Origin of the sequence: Arthrobacter sp. Br18 (assembly GCF_000520555.1) — a bacterium.
Lineage (GTDB): Bacteria > Actinomycetota > Actinomycetes > Actinomycetales > Micrococcaceae > Arthrobacter_D.
This window is the reverse complement of record NZ_KI914896.1, coordinates 71,898-91,018: the sequence shown is the minus strand read 5'-3', so window position 1 is coordinate 91,018 and position 19,121 is coordinate 71,898. Positions and strand designations below refer to the sequence as shown.

Here is a 19,121-nt window from a genome sequence, read left to right as displayed (position 1 = left end):
CACCTCACCCGCCGGCCGCACCTACACCACCCACCCCCACACCACCCCCACCTAAACACACCACCCCGACCTCCCCCCGGACCCGTCAGGGCTGGGCGGTCAGGGCTGAGCGGTCAGGGCTGGGCGGTCAGGACCCACAACGGGTCGGGCTCCCGACTGAGCCACCAGGGGTGAAACCGACACACCACCGACGCTGGTGAGACCCTCCTTCCCCACACCGGAGCGCCGCGCGTCGAACTACCGGCCACTGCGGCCATTGCTCACCCGGGTACTGCGGTGATTGCTCGCCCGGCTACTGCGGTGATTGCTCGCCCGGCTACTGCGGCCATTGCTCGCCCGGGCACTCCTCCACCGGTTGATGCCCGCCAGCAGCTTCACGGCGAACCTGACGAGCGGCCGGGTGGTCGCTTCTAGGGACAGCAAAGACCTCCGGGCTGACCCGGGCTCCTGACAGAGCCCAGCCCGAAGGTCTTCATCACACTGCGACTGCTCATTCCTTGACTGTTTGAAAGTAGCTGTCTGGAAGTGCGGGAACTAGTCCGCTGAGGCACCCGCCGCGAGGATCGCGTTGCGCTGCTCACGGCGCCGCGCCTGCTCCACGGGGTCGGGAACCGGTGCTGCTGCCAGCAGGCGGCGGGTGTAGGGATCGGTGGGGTACTTCAGGATCTGTTCGGTGGTGCCCTGTTCCACCAGCCTGCCCTTGTTGAGGACTGCGATGTGGCTTGCAAGAAGCTCAACGACGGCGAGGTCGTGGCTGACGAACAGGCAAGCGAAGCCCCGCTCGCGCTGGAGTTCCTGGAGGAGTTCGAGGACCTTGGCCTGAACCGAGACGTCGAGGGCCGACGTCGGCTCATCCGCCACCAGCAGGTCCGGCCGCAGCGAAAGCGCCCGTGCGATGCCGACCCGTTGCCGTTGCCCGCCCGACAGTTCGTGCGGGTACCGGTTACGGAAGGAGACGGGCAATTGCACGTCCTCCAGTAGTTCCCCGACACGCCTGTCAAGATCGGGCCGTGACAGTTTCTCGTGGAGGTACATCGGTTCGCCGATGCTCTCGCCGATGGAGAGCCTCGGATTCAGGGATGCGGCCGGGTCCTGGAAAACGATCGCGAATCTCTTGCGCAGCGGCAGGAGTTTCCGTGCGGAGAGCTTGGTGATGTCCGTTCCGGCAATCGTGACGCTTCCGGCGCTGGTCTTGATCAGACCGGTCACGGCCCTGGCAATGGTTGATTTGCCGGACCCCGACTCGCCCACGAGACCGAGGACTTCACCCGGGTTGATGGTGAAGGAGACATCGTTGACCGCCTTGAAGGGCGCCTGCCGGAACCGTCCGGGGTACTCGATGTCAACGTTCACCAGTTCGAGGGCAGGAACAGTGCCGGCGTCCCGATGAGTCTGCCGGTTCGCCACTGCCGCGCGCGCATACTCCTCGTGGATGCGAATTCCGCCGTCCACCACCTCGATGTCGGACAGGACACCGCCCACCTTGGAGCCGAGGTGCGGAACGGCATCGAGCAGTTGACGCGTGTACGGTTCCCGCGGGTTGGTGAACAGCTCCGCGGTGGGCGCCGTCTCCACGATGCGGCCGCGCTCCATCACCACCACGTTGTCCGCGAGGTCCGCCACCACGCCCATGTCATGGGTGATGAGGAGAACCGCGCTGTTGAGCCGCTTGTTCAACCGCCTCAGCAACTCGAGAACCTCGGCCTGCACTGTGACATCGAGCGCGGTGGTCGGTTCATCGGCCACGAGCAGCATCGGATCGTTGGCCAGCGCGATCGCGATCATGGCGCGCTGGCGCTGTCCTCCGGAGAACTGGTGCGGATAGGATTCGTACCGCTTCTCCGGCTCGGGAATCTCGACCATCGCCAGGAGTTCGATGGCCCGGCGTTTGGCCTGGGCAGGCGAGGCTTCAGTGTGCTGCTCAACAGCCTCACGGATCTGCTCCCCGACCGTCAGGACGGGGTTGAGCGCCGTCATCGGCTCCTGGAAAATCATGGCGATGTCATTGCCGCGGATGCGCCGCAGAACGTTCTGCGGCGCCCCGATGAGTTCCTTGCCGAGCATCTTTGCGCTGCCGGTGGAACGCCCATTGCGGGGCAGGAGGCCGAGCAGTGCCATGGAGGACATGCTCTTCCCTGAGCCCGACTCGCCGACGATCGCGAGGATCTCGCCCGGGTGGATCTCATAGGACACGTCCTCGGCGGCCATGATCCACTCATCATCGACGCTGAACTCGACACCGAGGCCGGAGACGGAGAGGATCGCTCCTTCCCTCGCTGGTGCGGCGTCGTCGTCGAGGACGAGGCCGGCTTCGGAAGCGCTCATTGCTTGATCCTTGTCTGCTTGGGATCGAAGGCGTCGCGGAGGCCGTCCCCGATGAAGTTCACTGCGAGTGCAATGGCAACGATGAAAGCGCCCGGCCACAGGAACAGCCAGGGGCGCACGGTCAGCGCCGAGCGGTTGTCGTTGATGGCCTTGCCGAGCGAGGTGTCCGGCGAGACGACGCCCAGGCCGAGGTAGCTGAGGGCGGTCTCGAGCAGGATCGCTCCTGAGATGGCGAGTGTCGTCGAGACGATGATGACGCCGACCGTATTGGGCAGGATGTGGCGGAAGATGATCCGGCCCGAACTCGCGCCGACCGACTTGGCCGATTCCACGAACTCCTTCTCCCGGAGGGACAGGAACTCACCACGGACCAGCCGGGCGAGGCCCGTCCAGGTGACGAGCCCGAGGAAGATCGCGAACGGGACGATGCCCTGCTTGGCGACAATGCCAGCCACCACGGCCGCGATGACGACCGTGGGAATGGTGATGACGACGTCGGTGATCCGCATGAGGAACGCCTCGGTCCATCCCCGGAAGTAACCCGCGACCGCTCCGACGGTGGTGCCGATGACCATGGCCACCAGCCCCACGATGAACGCAATGATCAGAGAGGTCTGGATGCCGCGCATGGTCAGCGCGAAATAGTCGCGGCCGAGGACGTCCTGGCCGAAGGGGTGCTCTCCGAGGCTGAACGGCCAGAGGGTGAGCGTCGGCCTGCCCTCATTGAAGCGTGCGGCGAGGACGTCGTAGTCCTTGTTCCACCACCCGGGAAGCCCTGCGAAGCCGATGGAGCTGAAGGAGAGCAGGACGATCAGCAGCAGCAGCGCCATGCCTGCAAGGGCGCCCTTGTGCCGGAGGAAACGCTCGCGCACGAGTTTCCCCTGGCTCTTCGCCTCGGTGGTCTGGATCCTGCTGGTCTGGATGCGGTTCGTTTGCGCCCGGGTGGGAGCGCTGGTCGAGATATCGGTGTCCTGGGTCAGGAGAGTCGTCTCGGACAGTTCAACCTGTGCCCGCGAATCGCCGGACTGGTCTGCATGTTTACTCATGATTCTTTCCTAGCTCAGCGTGATGCGGGGATCGAGGAAGGCGTAGGCAATGTCCGCGAGCATATTGAACAGCACCGCGGCCGTGCCCACCACCAGGAAGAATGCCATCACAGGCCCGGGGTCCACAGCGCTGATTCCGTCGATGAACATCTTGCCCATTCCGTTCCAGCCGAAGACCTGTTCGGTGATCACTGCGCCGCCAAGGACGCCGGCGAAGTCGAACGCCATCAGCGTGGTGATGGGGATCATTGCGTTGCGGAATGCGTGCTTGACAAGGACGGTTCGTTCACTCAGGCCCTTGGCCCGCGCGGTACGGATGTAGTCCTGGTTCATGACGTCGAGCTGGCTGGCGCGGGTGTAGCGCGTGTAGGTGGCGAAGGAGATCAGGGTCAGCGCGATCGTCGGAAGGACCAGATGCAGCGCGAAGTCGAGGTTGACCTCCCAGAAAGTGCCGGTGAGGTTCGCCGACTGGGACCCCGTCGTCGGAATCGGCCGGCCTCCCCCTTTAGCCGACAGCGTCGGGTAGGCCTGCAGCAGCCGATCCAGGAAGATCAGCAGGGCCATGTTCACGGCGATCACGGCTGAAATACGTGCTGCGTGTTGGCGGTATTGCCCGCCGACGACGCCGCCCACTCCATAGGCGACCGCCACCGCTCCGGCGATCAGCAACAGAACAGTGAGCCAGCTGGGATCGGTGAGCAGGGGAATCGACACGAGGTAGGCCGCGTAGCTGACCGCCGCAGCGGCAAGGGCGGCGTACAGAATTTTCCGGCGGCGGAAACCGGCGAGCAGGGCGGTCCAGAGGAAGGCGACCGCTGCTGCGGAAACGAGCATTCCGACAGGGCCGAGGCCCGGCGTCACGAACCATCCCGTGACAAGAAGCAGCCACAGGCCGAAGGCGGTAGCGAAGGCCGCAATGCCGAAAACGGTACCGCGCCTGCGGCGGTCTCCACCGATGACCAACGCCCAGATCAGGCCCGCTATTACCCCGATGGCAATGATTGCCGCGTAGGAGAACTGCGGATTCGCCAGCCACGTATTGAGATCGATCGCCAGGTACTGCTTGAGGAGCGTCGAGAGCCAGAACAGCGGGAGGGAGAAGAGCACGAAGGAGAGGAAGGTGATCGAGTAGTCAAAGGTGGTGTACTGACGGATGGCGGTGACGATGCCGACGATCACGCCGACCACCAGCGCAATGACCGTGGCCACGACCACGAGGCGGAGCGTGGACCCGATGGCATTCTCGAGCTGGGGGAGGACCGCTGCGCCGGTTCGGTCCTGGCCGAGGGTGCAGGAGACGCCGCCCGGGACGAGGCAGTAGCCCACCTCCTGAAGCCACAGGAAGTAGCGCATCAGGGGAGGGACGTCGAGATTCATGGCAGCGGTGCGGGCGGCGATCGTGGCGGCCTTCTCGGGGCCGCTCGTCTCACCCAGGTCCTCGAAGGGATCGCCCGACGAAATGGTGAGGAAGTACATCAGCGTGGTGGCTGCAAGCATGATGAAGAAAGAGATGATGGTTCGTTTGGCGATGAAGTAGAACACGGAGGGGCTCCTAGGAAACGGTGCAGGCTGGAGAAGTGCCGGGCACAGGGACGGGCAGGCCCGAGGGCCTGCCCGTCCTTATGCTTTATCCGGAACGTGCAATCAGTTCTGCTTGGTCCAGCTGTAGGCATTCCAGGTGATGCCGGTCTGCGTCGGGTTCAGTTCCACGCCCTCGAGCTTCGAGGAGTAGCCGATGATGTCAGCATTCGCGTACAAAACCACGTTGTACTGTGTCTCGGCGAGGCGCTGTTCGAGGTCCGTCTTGAGCGGGATGACCTTCTCGGCGTCCGTGTTGGTGACGATCTCTCCCCACAGGCGGTCTACCTCTTCGTCGGCGTAGCCACCGAAGTTCTGCTCACCGCCGGAGACGTAGATGGACTCACCGGAAGCGACGAGGCCGGATCCGGCCCAGCCGAAGACTACCGCGTCCCAGGCTCCGGGCTGCGAGAGCTTGGCGCTCCACTCGGCCTCGGGCTGCGGGATGATCTCGAAGCCTGCCTTGTCGCAGGAGTCCTTGACGAGGGCAACCATGTCGGCGCGGAGCTGGCTCGTCGATGCGAACATCAGCGAGACCTGAACGGGCTCGGTCTTGCCGGCTTCGGCCAGCAGGGCCTTGGCGCCTTCGATGTCGGCGACGCCGTCGCCCTGCGCTGCCGGAGCGCCGTCGAGGACGGTCTGGTAGTCCTCCTGCGCGGGCTGGTACTCGTGGAGGTTCATGACCGAGCCCGCGGGCTCGATCGGCGTCACGAACTTGTCGACCATGTCGGCTTTGGGCACGCACGCGTCGAAGGCCTGGCGGACCTTGACGTCTTCGAAGACGGCGCCGGGACGCTGGTCGAGGTCGATGTGCGAGAAGGTGAGCGATTCCCCAGTATCGACCGAGATGGTCTCACCGATCTGCTCAAGTGCTGCCTTCGTATCCACAGTGGGGCTGGACGGATCGATGATGTCGACGTCGCCGTTCTGGAGTGCCTGGACGGCTTCCTCGTCCACGATGGTCTTGAAGACGACGGTGTCCGTCTTGCCGGCGCGCTCTTCGCCCCAGTACTGGTCGTTCTTGACGAGCGTGAGGGTGCCGTTCGTCGCATTGTCCAGCTTGTACGGGCCGGAAGAGGGCAGGAGTGCGGTGTCCGGGAGGCTCGGGAGGTCGGCCTCGTAAGCCCAACCGGTATTCCAGAATTCCGCGACGGGAGTCAGCGCGGCAATGTCCTTCGCCTGGATGGCCTCGACGAGCTCCGTGCCGTCGCCCTCAGCGGACATTCCACCCTGCTCGGCGGCGATGTGCGCAGGCATGATCACTCCGGTGGTGAACAGGGCTTCCCAATCCGCATAGGGCTCTGTGAAGACAACCTCGAATTCCTTGGCGCCGGGCTCGCCCTCGATCATCTCCATCTGTGCGAAACCGTTGGTGGAGGCCGTCAGGAAGAGGTCGGTTTCGGCACCCGACTCGGCGTCCGTCTCGCCGGTGGGATGGGTTCCGGAGGCAGTGGCCCAGGTCAGCAGGATGTCGTCGTAGTCGATGGCCGTACCGTCGGACCACACAGCATCTTCGTTGATGGTGTACTTGACGGTCAGCGGGTCGTCGCTGGTCTTCTCGTAGGTGCCGAACTCCTCGTTGGCCTCCAGGTTGCCACTGGCGCTGAACGCTGCGAAGGCGCTTGACGTCAGGTTGTCGACGTAGGTGTTGTAGACGGCGTTGGTGCTGGCGGTGTTGCCGTTGTAGGCGGTTGGTGCCTGGCTGATCGCGATGTTGATCGTGGAAGCAAGGCTTTCCTCGCCGCCGCTCTCCGCGGGGGCGTCCGCGGTTCCGCCCGCAGATCCACAGGCGCTCAGCATGAGCACTCCAATGGAGAGAGCCGCGAGCGACATTGTGCGCTTGTTACGCATTCGATTTCCTTACTGTGCTAGAGGCGCACGGGACCGGTCATCAGCCCCGCTGGAGCGGATTGCCACCGTGACGGCAATCACACTTCCCACAGCATAACCAGACATCGTTGCCTTCGGACACCCAGTGAACGATTTATAACCCATTCGTTACCACTCGGTAACATTGTCACCGTTTGGTAACGATGGGGCAGAAGGGGTCCGGAATGCAGCTCCTATTCGGAGGCGGGTATCTCCAGCCACTGGTACCAGCCGCGATGCAGCACAAGCCAGGCCATCAGTCCGTAGCCTGCCTGCCCGGGGCCTCCGCCGTTGGAGGCGAGGTCGTTCCGCCACTGCTCGTGTGCCAGGAGCGGCGTGAAGGTGTCCACGTATACGTGCTTGCGCCGGGTGGTCACGTCGGCGAAGGCGTTCGAAAGGTCGGCGAGGCGCCGGTTCCGTTCGGCATCGAGCCCGGGCGGGGGGCCCACGACAAGTGCCTTGACGCTCATGTGAGCCGCACCGTCAAGGATGTTCGCCAGGTTCAGCCTGCTGCGGGCCGTCGACAGTTCAAGGTCGAGATCGCGATCGGAGAGACCGATGACAAGGCGGTTCTCGAAGCCGTCGTCGAAGCGGCGCCCCACTTCCTGGAGCCAGCGGTTGGCGAGGGACTCCGTTCCCTCCTGGGGCGCCGCGAGGGTATAGGACTCCACGGGCACGTTGTCCGGCGCCGTGCGTGCCATGACGCGTCCGAACCAGCCAAGCGCGCGCGGGTCGCCCAGTCCCGCCAAGAGTTCGTCGCCCACTGCTGCTAGCCGGATTCTGCGTTGTTCCACTGGTCCCTCGGTTTACTGGTCGTGTTGGGTGCAGGACTGAGCTGCTTAAACGTGTTGGGTGGGGCCGGAGCCCCACCCAACATCATACGGATGCGCGGATTACTTCCGGCCGAACGCCTTGCGGATCAGGAGGTCCTGCTCCACTGCGTGGTGTTTCGCCGAACCGGTGGCCGTCGCTGCAGACGCGGGACGCGAAGCGAGCCGTACCTTGCGGTCCAGCTGCTGGGGAAGGTTCAGGCCGATGAACGGCCACGGGCCCTGGTTGGCGGGCTCATCCTGGGCCCACACCACTTCGGCGTTCGGGTAGGTATCCAGTGCCTCGGTGATCCCGTCGAGGGGCAGCGGGTACAGCTGCTCCACGCGCACGATCGCAGTCAGTTGGTCATCACTCTTCTGGCGTGCGGCCAGCAGGTCGTAGTACAGGCGGCCCGACACCAGGATCACCCGTTCGACGTCGTTGGCCGGCGTGTCGAGGCTGTCGGGAATCACCGGCTGGAAGTTGCCCTCGGTGAAGTCCTCCACCGAACTCGCCGCTGCCTTCAGCCTCAGCAGTTGCTTGGGCGTGAAGATGATCAACGGCTTCCGTGGGCGGCTGTAGGCATGACGCCGAAGGAGATGGAAGTGCGACGCCGCGCTGCTGGGGTTGGCGACCACCATGTTCTCCTCGGCGCACATCTGCAGGAAGCGTTCGATCCGCGCCGACGAATGGTCGGGCCCCTGGCCCTCGTAGCCATGCGGAAGCATCAGTACCAGCGAAGAGCGCTGGCCCCACTTCTGCTCGGCGGAGCTGATGAACTCGTCGATGATGGTCTGGGCGCCGGTCACGAAGTCGCCGAACTGCGCTTCCCAGATCACCAGCGCGTCCGGGCGTTCGACCGAATAGCCGTACTCGAAGCCCATTGCGGCATATTCGGACAGGAGGGAGTCGTAGATCCAGAATTTGGCTTGACCCTCGCTCAGGTCGGACAGCGGGAGCCATTCCTCGCCGGTGGCGCGGTCGTGGAACACGGCGTGGCGCTGCACGAAGGTTCCGCGTCGGGTGTCCTGGCCCGCGAGGCGCACCGGCACACCCTCCAAAAGGAGCGATCCGAAGGCGGCGATCTCGCCGAATCCCCAGTCGATGCCGCCCTCGCGTGACATCTGCTCGCGCTTGTCGAGCAGTGCCTTGAGCTTCGGGTGCACGGTGAAGCCCTCGGGAATGCTGGTATGGGCCTTGCCGATATGCGCGAGGGTTTCCGGAGAGATGGCGGTGGTCGCCGGACTGCCGGTACCGGCATCCGACTGCTGGGCGAAGGGCCGTTCGATGTTCGAGACGGCAGCGGGATCCCTGGTCACCACCGGGATCGGCGAGGTCTGCGCGGCATGGGTTTCCGCGAAGACCCGCTCGAGGCGCTCCTGATAGTCGCGCAGAGCCTGCTCGGCTTCTTCCTGGGTTATGTCACCGCGGCCGATCAGTGCCTCGGTGTAGAGCTTGCGAACCGAGCGCTTTGCCTCGATGAGGTTGTACATCATCGGCTGCGTCATCGAGGGGTCGTCGCCCTCGTTGTGGCCGCGGCGGCGGTAGCACACCATGTCGATCACGACATCCTTGTTGAAGCGCTGGCGGAACTGGTACGCCATCTGCGCCACGCGGACCACCGCCTCGGGATCGTCGCCGTTGACGTGGAAGATCGGCGCCTGCACCATTTTCGCCACGTCGGTCGAGTACACCGACGACCGCGACGACGTGGGCGACGTCGTGAATCCCACCTGGTTGTTGACGATCACATGAATGGTGCCGCCCGTGCGGTAACCCCGCAGCTGCGACAGGTTGAGCGTCTCGGCAACTACCCCCTGGCCGGCGAAGGCGGCGTCGCCGTGGATGAGGATCGGGAGGACGGGGAAGGCATCGCCCTGGTCGAGGAGATCCTGCTTGGCCCTCACGATGCCCTCGAGCACCGGATCCACCGCTTCGAGGTGCGAGGGATTGGCTGCGAGGTAGACGCGCGTCTCGTTGCCGGCGTCGGAGGTGAAGGTGCCCTCCGTTCCCAGGTGGTACTTCACATCACCCGAGCCCTGCACGGAGCGCGGATCCTGGGTGCCCTCGAACTCACGGAAGACCTGCGCATAGGTCTTACCGGCGATGTTGGTCAGCACATTCAGGCGTCCGCGGTGCGCCATCCCGACGGCGACCTCGTCGAGTCCGTCATCCGCTGCTCCCGAGATGACGGCATCAAGCAATGGAATCAGCGATTCGCCACCTTCGAGGGAGAAGCGCTTCTGACCCACGAACTTCGTCTGGAGGAAGGTCTCGAACGCCTCGGCGGAGTTCAGCTTGTGCAGGATGCGCAGCTGCTCCTCCCGGCTCGGCTTCGAATACGGATGCTCGAGCTCATCCTGGAACCATTGGCGCTCCACAGGATCCTGGATGTGCATGTATTCGATGCCCGTCGTGCGGCAGTAGGCGTCGCGGAGCACGCCGAGCATGTCGCGGAACTTCAGCAGGGGCTTGCCGCCGAAGCCGCCGGTTGGCCATTCGCGGTCGAGGTCCCACAGCGTCAGGCCGTGGGTCTTGACGTCGAGATCAGCATGTTTGCGCTGAACATACTCCAGCGGGTTCGTGTCCGCCATCAGGTGGCCCCGCACCCGGTAGGCGTGGATGAGCTGCTGGATGCGCGCCACCTTGTTGATCTCGTCCATCGGATCGACCTGGATGTCGACGCTCCAGCGCACCGGCTCGTACGGGATCCTCAGGGACTCGAAGATTTCGTCGTAGAAACCCTGCTCTCCGAGCAGGAGCTGGTGGATGATCCGCAGGAACTCGCCGCTGCCGGCACCCTGGATAACACGGTGGTCGTAGGTGGAGGTCAGGGTGATGGTTTTGCTGATGGCGTGCCGGGCCAGGGTTTTGTCGCTGGAGCCCTGGAAGGCCGCAGGATATTCGAGCGCGCCCGCGCCGATGATGCAGGCCTGGCCCTTGGAGAGGCGGGGGACGGAGTGGACGGTCCCGATGCCGCCCGGGTTGGTGAGGGAGACGGTGGTGCCGGCGTAGTCGTCGGCGCCGAGCTTTCCGCCGCGCGCCTTCTTCACGAGTTCCTCGTAGGCATGCCAGAACTCCGAGAAGTTCATGTTCTCGGCCTTCTTGATGTTCGGCACCACGAGTGAGCGGGTTCCGTCAGGCTTCGGCATGTCGATGGCCAGGCCGAAGTTGACGTGCGCCGGCTGCACCGACGAGGGCTTGCCGTCCACGACGTCGTAGTACACGTTCTGTGACGGGAACTGCGCCAGAGCACGGATGATCGCGTAGCCGATCAGGTGGGTGAAGGACACTTTTCCGCCGCGGGCGCGGGCGAGGTGATTGTTGATGACCACGCGGTTGTCGATCAGGAGCTTTGCCGGGATGGCACGCACGCTCGTTGCGGTGGGAACCGTGAGGCTTGCCTCCATGTTGGTGGCGATGGCCTTCGCAGGGCCGCGCAGCACCTTCACCGCATTTTCGTCCATGTCCGTATTGCGCGCCGACTTGGGAAGCTGGGCGGGAATGGGCGGAGTGGCAGGCTTCTGTTCTGCCGCAGCAGGTTCCTTCGGCACAGGCGGTGCGCCGGATTCCTGCGCTGAGGCGGGCGATTCCCCGGACGCCTTCGGGGCGTCGGCTTCGGCACGGACGACGGGCAGTTCGCGGGTCGCCGGCCGGGATTCGGCGGGCTTCTTCTCAGGGACCGCCGGAGCTTCCACGGGTTGAGCCTCCGCAGGTGAGGCTTCGCCGTTCCTCGGCCCTACAGTGCCGTCTACATCGGAATGCCGGCTTTCGGAACCGAACGAGTCGAACAGGCTCCACCACTTCTTGTCGACCGAGTGCCGGTCCTTCTGGAACTGCTCGTAGAGTTCGTCAACGAGCCACTCGTTTCCGCCGAATTCTTCAGGTAGACGGTGGCTAGTTTGGTCTGGCACGTGGTATACGCCTCTTCCGTAAGTTGCCCTGAGCGCGGTGTGGTCGGTAATCCCGGCCTGAGCAACCGGTGGAGGACCCTGTCCCAGTCTAGTGACAGGACTTCGCAACAAGCCAATCGCGCGTGTCGCACGCCACGCCGTCCGGTGCGCACGGTTCGGCGGGAAGGCATCGCACAAACTATACTTCTCTGCGGTACTCGACCGCCGGGAGAAAAACATGCGCTTCATCAATCAGCCCACCACAGACCTGACCTACTCGGACGTGTTCCTCGTGCCGTCCGCATCGGAGGTAGTCTCCCGGTTCGACGTGGACCTGGCCACGAACGACGGCACAGGGACCACCATTCCCCTGGTCGTCGCGAACATGACGGCAGTGACCGGCCGCCGCATGGTGGAGACCGTGGCCCGGCGCGGCGGTCTCGCCGTCCTGCCCCAGGACGTCCCGTCAGAGGTCATCGCCGAGGTGACGAAGTGGGTCAAGAGCAGGCACCCCGTCTTCGAGACGCCGCTGAAGCTGCAGCCGGGGAACACGGTGATCGATGCGCTCCATCTGATCCAGAAGCGCGCCCACGGGGCAGTGGTGGTGGTGGACGACGCCGGCCGGTGTGTGGGGATCGTGCGCGCTGCCGATTGCGAGGGGGTGGACCGGTTTGCCTCCCTCGGGGCAGTCATGAGGGATGCTCCTTCCCCCATCGACGCGGTACGTTTCGATGCCGATCCGGCCCGCGCGCTCCAGCAGGCCTTCGAGGAGCTGGACGGCGCCGACGTTCCACTTGCTCCCGTCACGGGCGAGGGCGGCGTGCTGCAGGGCGTCATCACCCGGACCGGGGCGCTGCGCTCGACGATCTACGATCCTGCGGTGGATGCAGAAGGCCGCCTCCGCGTGGCTGCGGCAGTCGGAATCAACGGCGACGTCGAGGGGAAGGCGTCGGCCCTGCTGGCAGCCGGCGTCGACGTCCTCGTCGTGGACACAGCCCACGGGCACCAGCGCAAGATGCTCGACGCCCTCAAGGCAGTCCGGAGCCTGGATGCGCACGTACCGATCGTCGCCGGGAACGTGGTGAGCGCCGACGGGGTCCGGGACCTGGTGGAGGCCGGTGCCAATATCGTCAAGGTGGGTGTCGGCCCGGGCGCCATGTGCACCACGCGCATGATGACCGCCGTCGGGCGCCCCCAGTTCTCCGCGGTCTACGAGTGCGCGGAGGCCGCCCGCGACCTGGGAGCACACGTATGGGCCGACGGCGGCGTGCGGTACCCGCGCGACGTTGCCCTGGCGCTTGCCGCAGGGGCCAGCCAGGTCATGATCGGCTCCTGGTTCGCCGGGACCTATGAGAGCCCCGGCGACCTGCAGACCGACAGCAACGGGCGGAAATACAAGGAAAGCTTCGGCATGGCGTCCGCGCGCGCGGTGCAGAACCGCACGCGCCGCGAGGACGTGTTTGCGCGCGCCCGGAAGGGCCTCTTCGAGGAGGGTATCTCGACGTCGAAGATGTACCTCGACCCGGCGAGGCCGGGGGTCGAGGATCTGCTGGATTCGATCACTGCCGGGGTGCGCAGCTCCATGACCTACGCGGGTGCCCGGTCGCTGCGGGAGTTCAATGAGCGCGCAGTGGTGGGTGTCCAGTCCGCTGCGGGTTACGAGGAGGGCCGGCCGCTCCAGCAGAGTTGGTAGGCCGTCAATTCCACCGGCGTATCTGCGAAGTGCCGGCCCACGTGCTTCACCCGCTGCCGCAAGTGCTTCACCCGTCAGACCAAAAGGTGAGTGGCGCGGGGAAGCTCGGGTAAGCTGTAGGCCTTATGGACAGCCCATCCAGGGGCCGGCCTGCGAGGCATGCGGTGACGATGAACCTCCGTTCGTCCAGCCGAAAGCCTGCGCCTCGAGCCGGTGAACCCCGACCACATGCCCACCGTCATCCCTGCAGCGTCACGAGAAGCGAAGGGTTCGCCCCCGCAACCGGCGGCGACCCCGGTGCGCCCCAGCTTTCGGAGCCCTCCAGACCCGGAGTGCGCAGAACTGACCGGGCGGTGACCCTGCAGTGGAGTGGATCTATCTAGCAGCGGGAGTCCTGCTGGTCCTGGGAACAGGCTTCTTCGTCGCCGTCGAATTCTCCCTGGTGGCGCTCGACCAGACGTACGTGCAGCGGGCGGTCGACGCGGGCGACACGAGAGCGGAACCACTCCTGAGGTGCCTGAAGTCCCTGTCGACCCAGCTCTCGAGCTGCCAGTTGGGCATCACCATGACGACGCTCCTGACGGGATACGTCATGGAACCCTCTGTCGCGCGCCTGCTTCAAGGGCCGCTGAGCGGGCTGGGGCTTTCCGAACCCGCCGTCGCAACGGTGTCCATCGTCATCGCCATGACCCTCGCGACGCTGCTGTCGATGCTGATCGGCGAGCTGGTGCCGAAGAACCTTTCGATCTCCCTGCCGTTCCAGGTGGGCCTTGCCCTCGCACGGCCCCAGCTCGTCTTCACCGCAGTGTTCAAGCCCGCGATCATCGTGCTGAACGGATTCTCGAACCGGGTGCTGAATATCTTCGGCCTTGAGGCGAAGGAGGAGATTTCGGGTGCGCGCACCCCCTCCGAGCTTTCCTCGCTGGTCCGCCGCTCCGCGGAGATGGGTACCCTCGATGCCGGAACGGCGAATTTCCTGGCGCGGACGTTCGCGTTCTCGGAACGCACTGCCGCTGACGTCATGACTCCCCGGATCCGAATGGAAACGATAGATTCCGAGCAGACAGTGGCCGACGTCGTCGAACTGGCCAGGCGCACCGGGTACTCGCGCTTCCCGCTGATCGGTGAGTCCACCGACGACATCCGCGGCGTCGTCCATGTCAAGAAGGCCGTGGCGGTGCCGCGCGACCGGCGGGCCAATCTTCCGGCCGGCACGATCATGACCGAGGTGCTGCGGGTGCCTGAAACAGTGCACCTCGACTCCCTGCTGCGCGAACTGCGCGACGCGAACCTGCAGCTCGCGGTGGTTCTCGACGAGTATGGGGGTACGGCCGGAGTGGCCACTCTCGAGGACCTGGTCGAGGAGATCGTGGGCGAGGTCGCTGACGAACACGACAAGCTCAAGCCCGGGGTGCTGCAGAGTGCCACCGGGGACTGGTATTTCCCCGCACTCCTGCGTCCGGATGAGGTCAGCGAGCAGATTCCACTGCTCGTGGTGCCTGATGAAGCCGGGTATGAAACGATCGGCGGCTTCGTGATGTCCGAACTCGGGCGCCTGGGCCTGGTGGGCGACCGAGTGGAGGTCGAGAACGGCGTCCTCGAGATCGAGCGCATGGACGGCCGTCGGATCGACCGCGTCCGTTTCATCCCGTCAGCACCGGATGGGCCTGATGGCGCAGGCCGAACGGGCGGCACCGGCGCATCCGGTGTCTCGGAACACCCGGGTGGGCACCCAGTACCGCGTGACAAGGCAGCACAGCCGCGTGGTGGTGCAGCCGCTGCGGGACATTCCGGAAGCACCGCGGTCAAGGAAGGTAGGCGATGAGCGACTGGGCAGGCATCCTCTGGCTGATCGTGCTCCTGATGGGCAACGCGTTCTTCGTCGGCGCCGAGTTCGCCATCATGTCGGCGCGCCGCAGCCAGATCGAACCCCTGGCCGATGCGGGGTCGAAACGTGCCCGAACCACTCTGTGGGCCATGGAGCATGTCTCCCTCATGCTCGCCTGTGCGCAGCTGGGAATCACCGTGTGCTCCCTGTTGATCCTCCAGGTGGCCGAACCGGCCATCCACCACCTGCTGGTGGTGCCGTTCGAGGCCGTAGGAATCCCGGCAGGGTTTGCCGATGGAATCGCGTTCGGCATCGCGCTGCTGCTCGTGACCTTCCTGCATGTCACTTTCGGCGAGATGGTGCCGAAGAACATTTCGGTGTCGGTGGCGGACAAGGCCGCGCTGTTGCTGGCGCCGCCGCTGGTGCTGATCGCACGGTTGGTCAATCCCGTGATCGGAACCCTGAACTGGCTGGCGAACCACATCCTGAAGGCCATGCGCGTCGAGCCCAAGGACGAGGTTTCCTCGACCTACACCCTCGAGGAAGTCCAGTCGATCGTCGAGGAATCCACCAGGAGCGGTTTGGTCGACGACGAATCGGGACTCATCACGGGCGCGCTCGAATTCTCCGGGCAAACGGCAGAAACCTCGATGGTCCCGCTCGCCGACTTGGTGACGATGAGGACTGATGCCACCCCCGAGGACTTCGAACGGACGGTGGGTCGCACCGGATTCTCGCGGTTCGTCCTCATTGACGAGCGGAACAACCTCACGGGCTACATACATCTCAAGGACATCATGTCCCTGCCCCAGGCGATGTACTCGAAGCCGATCACGGAGAACAAGGTGCGCACGCTCGCCAACCTCAATCTGCAGGACGGGATTGAGGACGCGCTGACGGTCATGCAGAGAACCGGCTCGCACCTGGCGAGGGTGCTAGGTCCCGACGGCGAGACACGGGGGGTGCTGTTCCTCGAGGACGTCATCGAGCAGTTGATCGGCGAGATCCGGGACGTGACCCAGAACCAGGGTGCGCGCAGGTCAGGTGAGGGCGTTTCCGAGCCCGACGCGCGGTTGTCCCGCTGAAGTCCTCCAGGGCCGCGTGGCAGATGAACCAGGGCCGATGGAAGAAAAAAAGTTCCTCTTTGCGAATGATTCGCGTTAGGATTAGACTCTTATTACTAATCCAAACCATTATCAATAACAGTGATTGAGGCTTCCATGCACCGCGGATTTGCGCGACCCACCCGACTCCTGGCCGGCGTCGCACTCCTAGCCCTGTCGGCGACCGCCTGCGGCACCGAGCCCAGTGCAGAAGCCGGCACCGCCGAGGGATCCAACGACGGGCCGCTCCAGGTGGTGACGAGCACCAATGTCTACGGGAGCATCGTGGAGGCGATCGGCGGGGACGACGTCGAGGTCACGGCCATCGTGACCAGCCTGAGCCAGGATCCGCACTCATACGAGGCCACGGTCCAGGACAAGCTTGCTGTCTCGAAGGCCGATCTTGTGATTGAGAACGGCGGAGGGTACGATCCATTCCTGCACCGGCTGGCCGACGAAACGGAGATTGACCACGACGTGATCATCAGCGCTGTCGGCGTCTCGGGCCTTGAGGGTGCGCAGGAGGAGCACGCCGAGGAGGAGCACGGACACAGGTCCTTCAACGAGCATGTCTGGTACAACCTTCCGGTGATGTCCAGCCTCGCCGACACGATCGCCGGAAAGCTCGCCGGCCTCGATGAAGCCAATGCCGGGGACTACGAGGAGCGCGCAGCAGCATTCAAGGAGGAACTGGGCGGCATCGAGGATTCCCTGGCCGACACCGCGACGGGCGGCGGGGGAGACATCGCGGTGACCGAGCCCGTGCCGGTCTACCTGCTCGAGGCAGCCGGATTCGCCAACATCACGCCGTCCGGGTACAGCGAGGCCATCGAGGAGGAAACCGATGTACCGGTAGCCGTCCTCGATGAGATGCAGACCCTCGTCGCCTCCGGGTCGGTAAAATTTCTCGCCTATAACGATCAGACGGAAGGACCGCAGACACAGTCCGTTCGGGCCGCGGCCGAGGACGCCGGAGTACCGGTGGTGACCTTCACCGAGACGCTGCCCGACGGCGAGGACTTCCTCTCGTGGATGACGGCGAACGCCGCAAACGTTGCGGCAGCCGCGGGAGCCTGACCTCCCGGGAATTCCGCTGGACCGCGTCCTGCATGTGTGCGTCCCTGCCGCCGCGCTGTGATTGACTGAGAAGTCACAGCGCGGCGGCTGACGGCGTTTAACCCCTGAGCGTTCAACCCCTGAGAGTAGTACCGCATGAGCTACCTGCCCACCCTGCAGCCCACTCGACCTGGAGAAGCCGTGACCACACCCGTGGTGAGCCTGAGGAATGCATCCCTTTCCTTCGGCACCCGCACCCTGTGGAGCGGACTGGACCTCGACATCCTGCCGGGTGAATTCCTCGCGGTCCTTGGCCCGAACGGTTCCGGCAAGACGAGCCTCCTGAAGGTTCTGCTGGGCCTCCAGTCCCTCGATGCCGGAACAGCCCTGATCGAGGGCCGGCGGATCCAGCGGGGCAGCCGCCGCATCGGCTACATTCCCCAGCAGAAGTCCTTCCCGCCGGAAACGCCGCTGCGGGCGCGCGACCTCGTGGGGCTCGGGCTGGACGGCCACCGGTGGGGCCTAAGGCTTCGGAACAGCACCCACACCGCACAGGTCGATGCCCTCCTGGCCGAGGTCGGCTCGTCCGCATACGCCGATGCCCCGGTGGGCAGGCTCTCCGGCGGCGAGCAGCAGAGGCTGCGTGCGGCGCAGGCGCTGGCCACGGAACCGCACCTCCTGCTGTGCGACGAGCCGCTGCTGTCCCTTGATCTGCACCACCAGCAGGCAGTGAGCGCGCTGATCAACCGGCAGTGCCACGTCAAGAGCAGCGCGGTGGTCTTCGTCACCCATGAGATCAACCCGGTCATCGACTATGTGGACCGCGTGCTGTATCTGGCGAACGGCCGGTTCCGCGTGGGTGCCCCGCAGGACGTCATGACCAGCGAGGTCCTTTCCGAGCTGTATGACAGCCCGGTCGAGGTGCTCCACCACGATGGCCGAATCATCGTGGTGGGACTGCCCGATGCCACCACCCACCACCACCACGGCGCGGGGGACTGAGATGGACCTGCAGGATTTCCTCCGCGCTGTCTTCAATTTCGAGAATTACGCTGAGCTCCTGCCGCTGGTGAAGAACTCGCTGATCGCCGGGGCGGTGCTGGGACTGCTGGGCGGTCTCATCGGTACTTTCGTCATGATGCGCGACCTCGCCTTCGCCGTGCACGGCATCGCCGAACTGTCCTTCGCCGGCGCCGCCTTCGCGCTGCTGGTGGGCGCGAACGTGGTGCTCGGCTCCCTGGTCGGCTCGGTCCTGGCCGCACTGGTGCTCGGGGTCATGGGAATCCGGGCTCGGGACCGGAACTCGATCATCGGCGTCGTCATGCCCTTCGGCCTGGGCCTCGGGATCCTGTTCCTGGCTCTGTATGAGGGCAGGGCCGCCAACAAGTTCGGACTCCTCACGGGGCAGATCGTTTCAGTGGATGCGGTGCAGCTGAACCTGCTGGTGGGCTGCGCCGTCGTCGTGATGGCCGGGCTGGTCGCCATCTGGCGGCCGCTCACCTTCGCCAGTGCCGATGCGGACCTGGCCGAGGCCCGAGGGGTGCCGGTGCGGGGGCTGTCCATCACCTTCATGGTGCTGCTCGGCGTTGCGGTGGCACTCTCCATCCAGGTGGTAGGCGCACTGCTGGTGCTGGCCCTGCTCATCACGCCGGCCGCCGCCGCACTCCGTGTGTCGTCACATCCCGGCGTCGTGGTGCTGCTCAGCATCGTTTTCGCCTGCACCTCCGTGGTGGGCGGCATCCTCCTGGCATTGGGGGGCAGCATCCCGATCAGCCCCTATGTCACCACCATTTCGTTCGCCCTGTACCTGGCCTGCAGGGTGGTCGCGAGCCGCCGGGGGCGCGCTCGTCCAGGCACGCGCACCGCCGCCGTCCTGCCTGGTTGAGAGGCTGACCGGCCGGGAGTCCTGGTTGAGAGGCT

General features: G+C 65.1%; 12 protein-coding genes. 6 read left to right on the top strand and 6 right to left on the bottom strand.

The genetic code is table 11. The annotated features are described in order from the left end of the window. Positions 1-534: 534 nt before the first annotated feature. The 6 genes from Y704_RS0117040 to Y704_RS0117015 form a co-directional block, all read right to left on the bottom strand. Complete coding sequence (locus tag Y704_RS0117040) at positions 535-2,325, bottom strand: ABC transporter ATP-binding protein (protein ID WP_026551003.1); 1,791 nt, start codon at positions 2,323-2,325, stop codon at positions 535-537. After that, positions 2,322-3,371: an ABC transporter permease gene (locus tag Y704_RS22295; protein ID WP_051477316.1), complete on the bottom strand. Its 1,050-nt coding sequence runs from the start codon at positions 3,369-3,371 to the stop codon at positions 2,322-2,324. The genes Y704_RS0117040 and Y704_RS22295 overlap by 4 nt, the downstream gene beginning before the upstream one ends. A gap of 9 nt (positions 3,372-3,380) precedes the next feature. Further along, positions 3,381-4,913: an ABC transporter permease gene (locus Y704_RS0117030; RefSeq protein ID WP_026551002.1), complete on the bottom strand. Its 1,533-nt coding sequence runs from the start codon at positions 4,911-4,913 to the stop codon at positions 3,381-3,383. A 102-nt stretch (positions 4,914-5,015) separates the two neighbouring features. Continuing rightward, a complete protein-coding gene (locus tag Y704_RS0117025) occupies positions 5,016-6,800 on the bottom strand; it encodes an ABC transporter family substrate-binding protein (protein WP_081747733.1) in 1,785 nt (594 codons plus the stop codon). A gap of 212 nt (positions 6,801-7,012) precedes the next feature. After that, positions 7,013-7,612, bottom strand: coding sequence for a GDSL-type esterase/lipase family protein (locus Y704_RS0117020; protein ID WP_026551000.1), 600 nt, complete (start codon positions 7,610-7,612; stop codon positions 7,013-7,015). 99 nt (positions 7,613-7,711) lie between these two features. Beyond that, on the bottom strand, positions 7,712-11,542 hold the full coding sequence (locus Y704_RS0117015) for a multifunctional oxoglutarate decarboxylase/oxoglutarate dehydrogenase thiamine pyrophosphate-binding subunit/dihydrolipoyllysine-residue succinyltransferase subunit (RefSeq protein ID WP_026550999.1): 3,831 nt from the start codon (positions 11,540-11,542) through the stop codon (positions 7,712-7,714). 217 nt (positions 11,543-11,759) lie between these two features. Here Y704_RS0117015 and Y704_RS0117010 point away from each other — a divergent pair, with 217 nt between their 5' ends. From Y704_RS0117010 to Y704_RS0116985, 6 genes are all read left to right on the top strand, one after another. Further along, positions 11,760-13,214, top strand: coding sequence for a GMP reductase (locus Y704_RS0117010; protein ID WP_026550998.1), 1,455 nt, complete (start codon positions 11,760-11,762; stop codon positions 13,212-13,214). Between the two features lie 364 nt (positions 13,215-13,578). After that, positions 13,579-15,039 carry a hemolysin family protein gene (locus Y704_RS22290; RefSeq protein ID WP_081747732.1) on the top strand — a complete coding sequence of 487 codons (1,461 nt, stop codon included), beginning with the start codon at positions 13,579-13,581 and terminating at the stop codon, positions 15,037-15,039. Next, positions 15,036-16,127, top strand: coding sequence for a hemolysin family protein (locus Y704_RS0117000; protein ID WP_026550997.1), 1,092 nt, complete (start codon positions 15,036-15,038; stop codon positions 16,125-16,127). Before Y704_RS22290 ends, Y704_RS0117000 begins: the two co-directional genes overlap by 4 nt. Before the next feature lie 120 nt (positions 16,128-16,247). Beyond that, entirely contained in the window at positions 16,248-17,222 is a 975-nt protein-coding gene (locus Y704_RS0116995) for a metal ABC transporter solute-binding protein, Zn/Mn family (RefSeq protein WP_253904383.1), read from the top strand. 195 nt (positions 17,223-17,417) lie between these two features. Next, positions 17,418-18,203 (top strand): metal ABC transporter ATP-binding protein, encoded by a 786-nt coding sequence (locus Y704_RS0116990; RefSeq protein ID WP_026550995.1) that lies wholly within the window; start codon positions 17,418-17,420, stop codon positions 18,201-18,203. 1 nt (position 18,204) lies between these two features. Further along, a complete protein-coding gene (locus Y704_RS0116985; RefSeq protein WP_026550994.1) occupies positions 18,205-19,086 on the top strand; it encodes a metal ABC transporter permease in 882 nt (293 codons plus the stop codon). Positions 19,087-19,121: the final 35 nt, after the last annotated feature.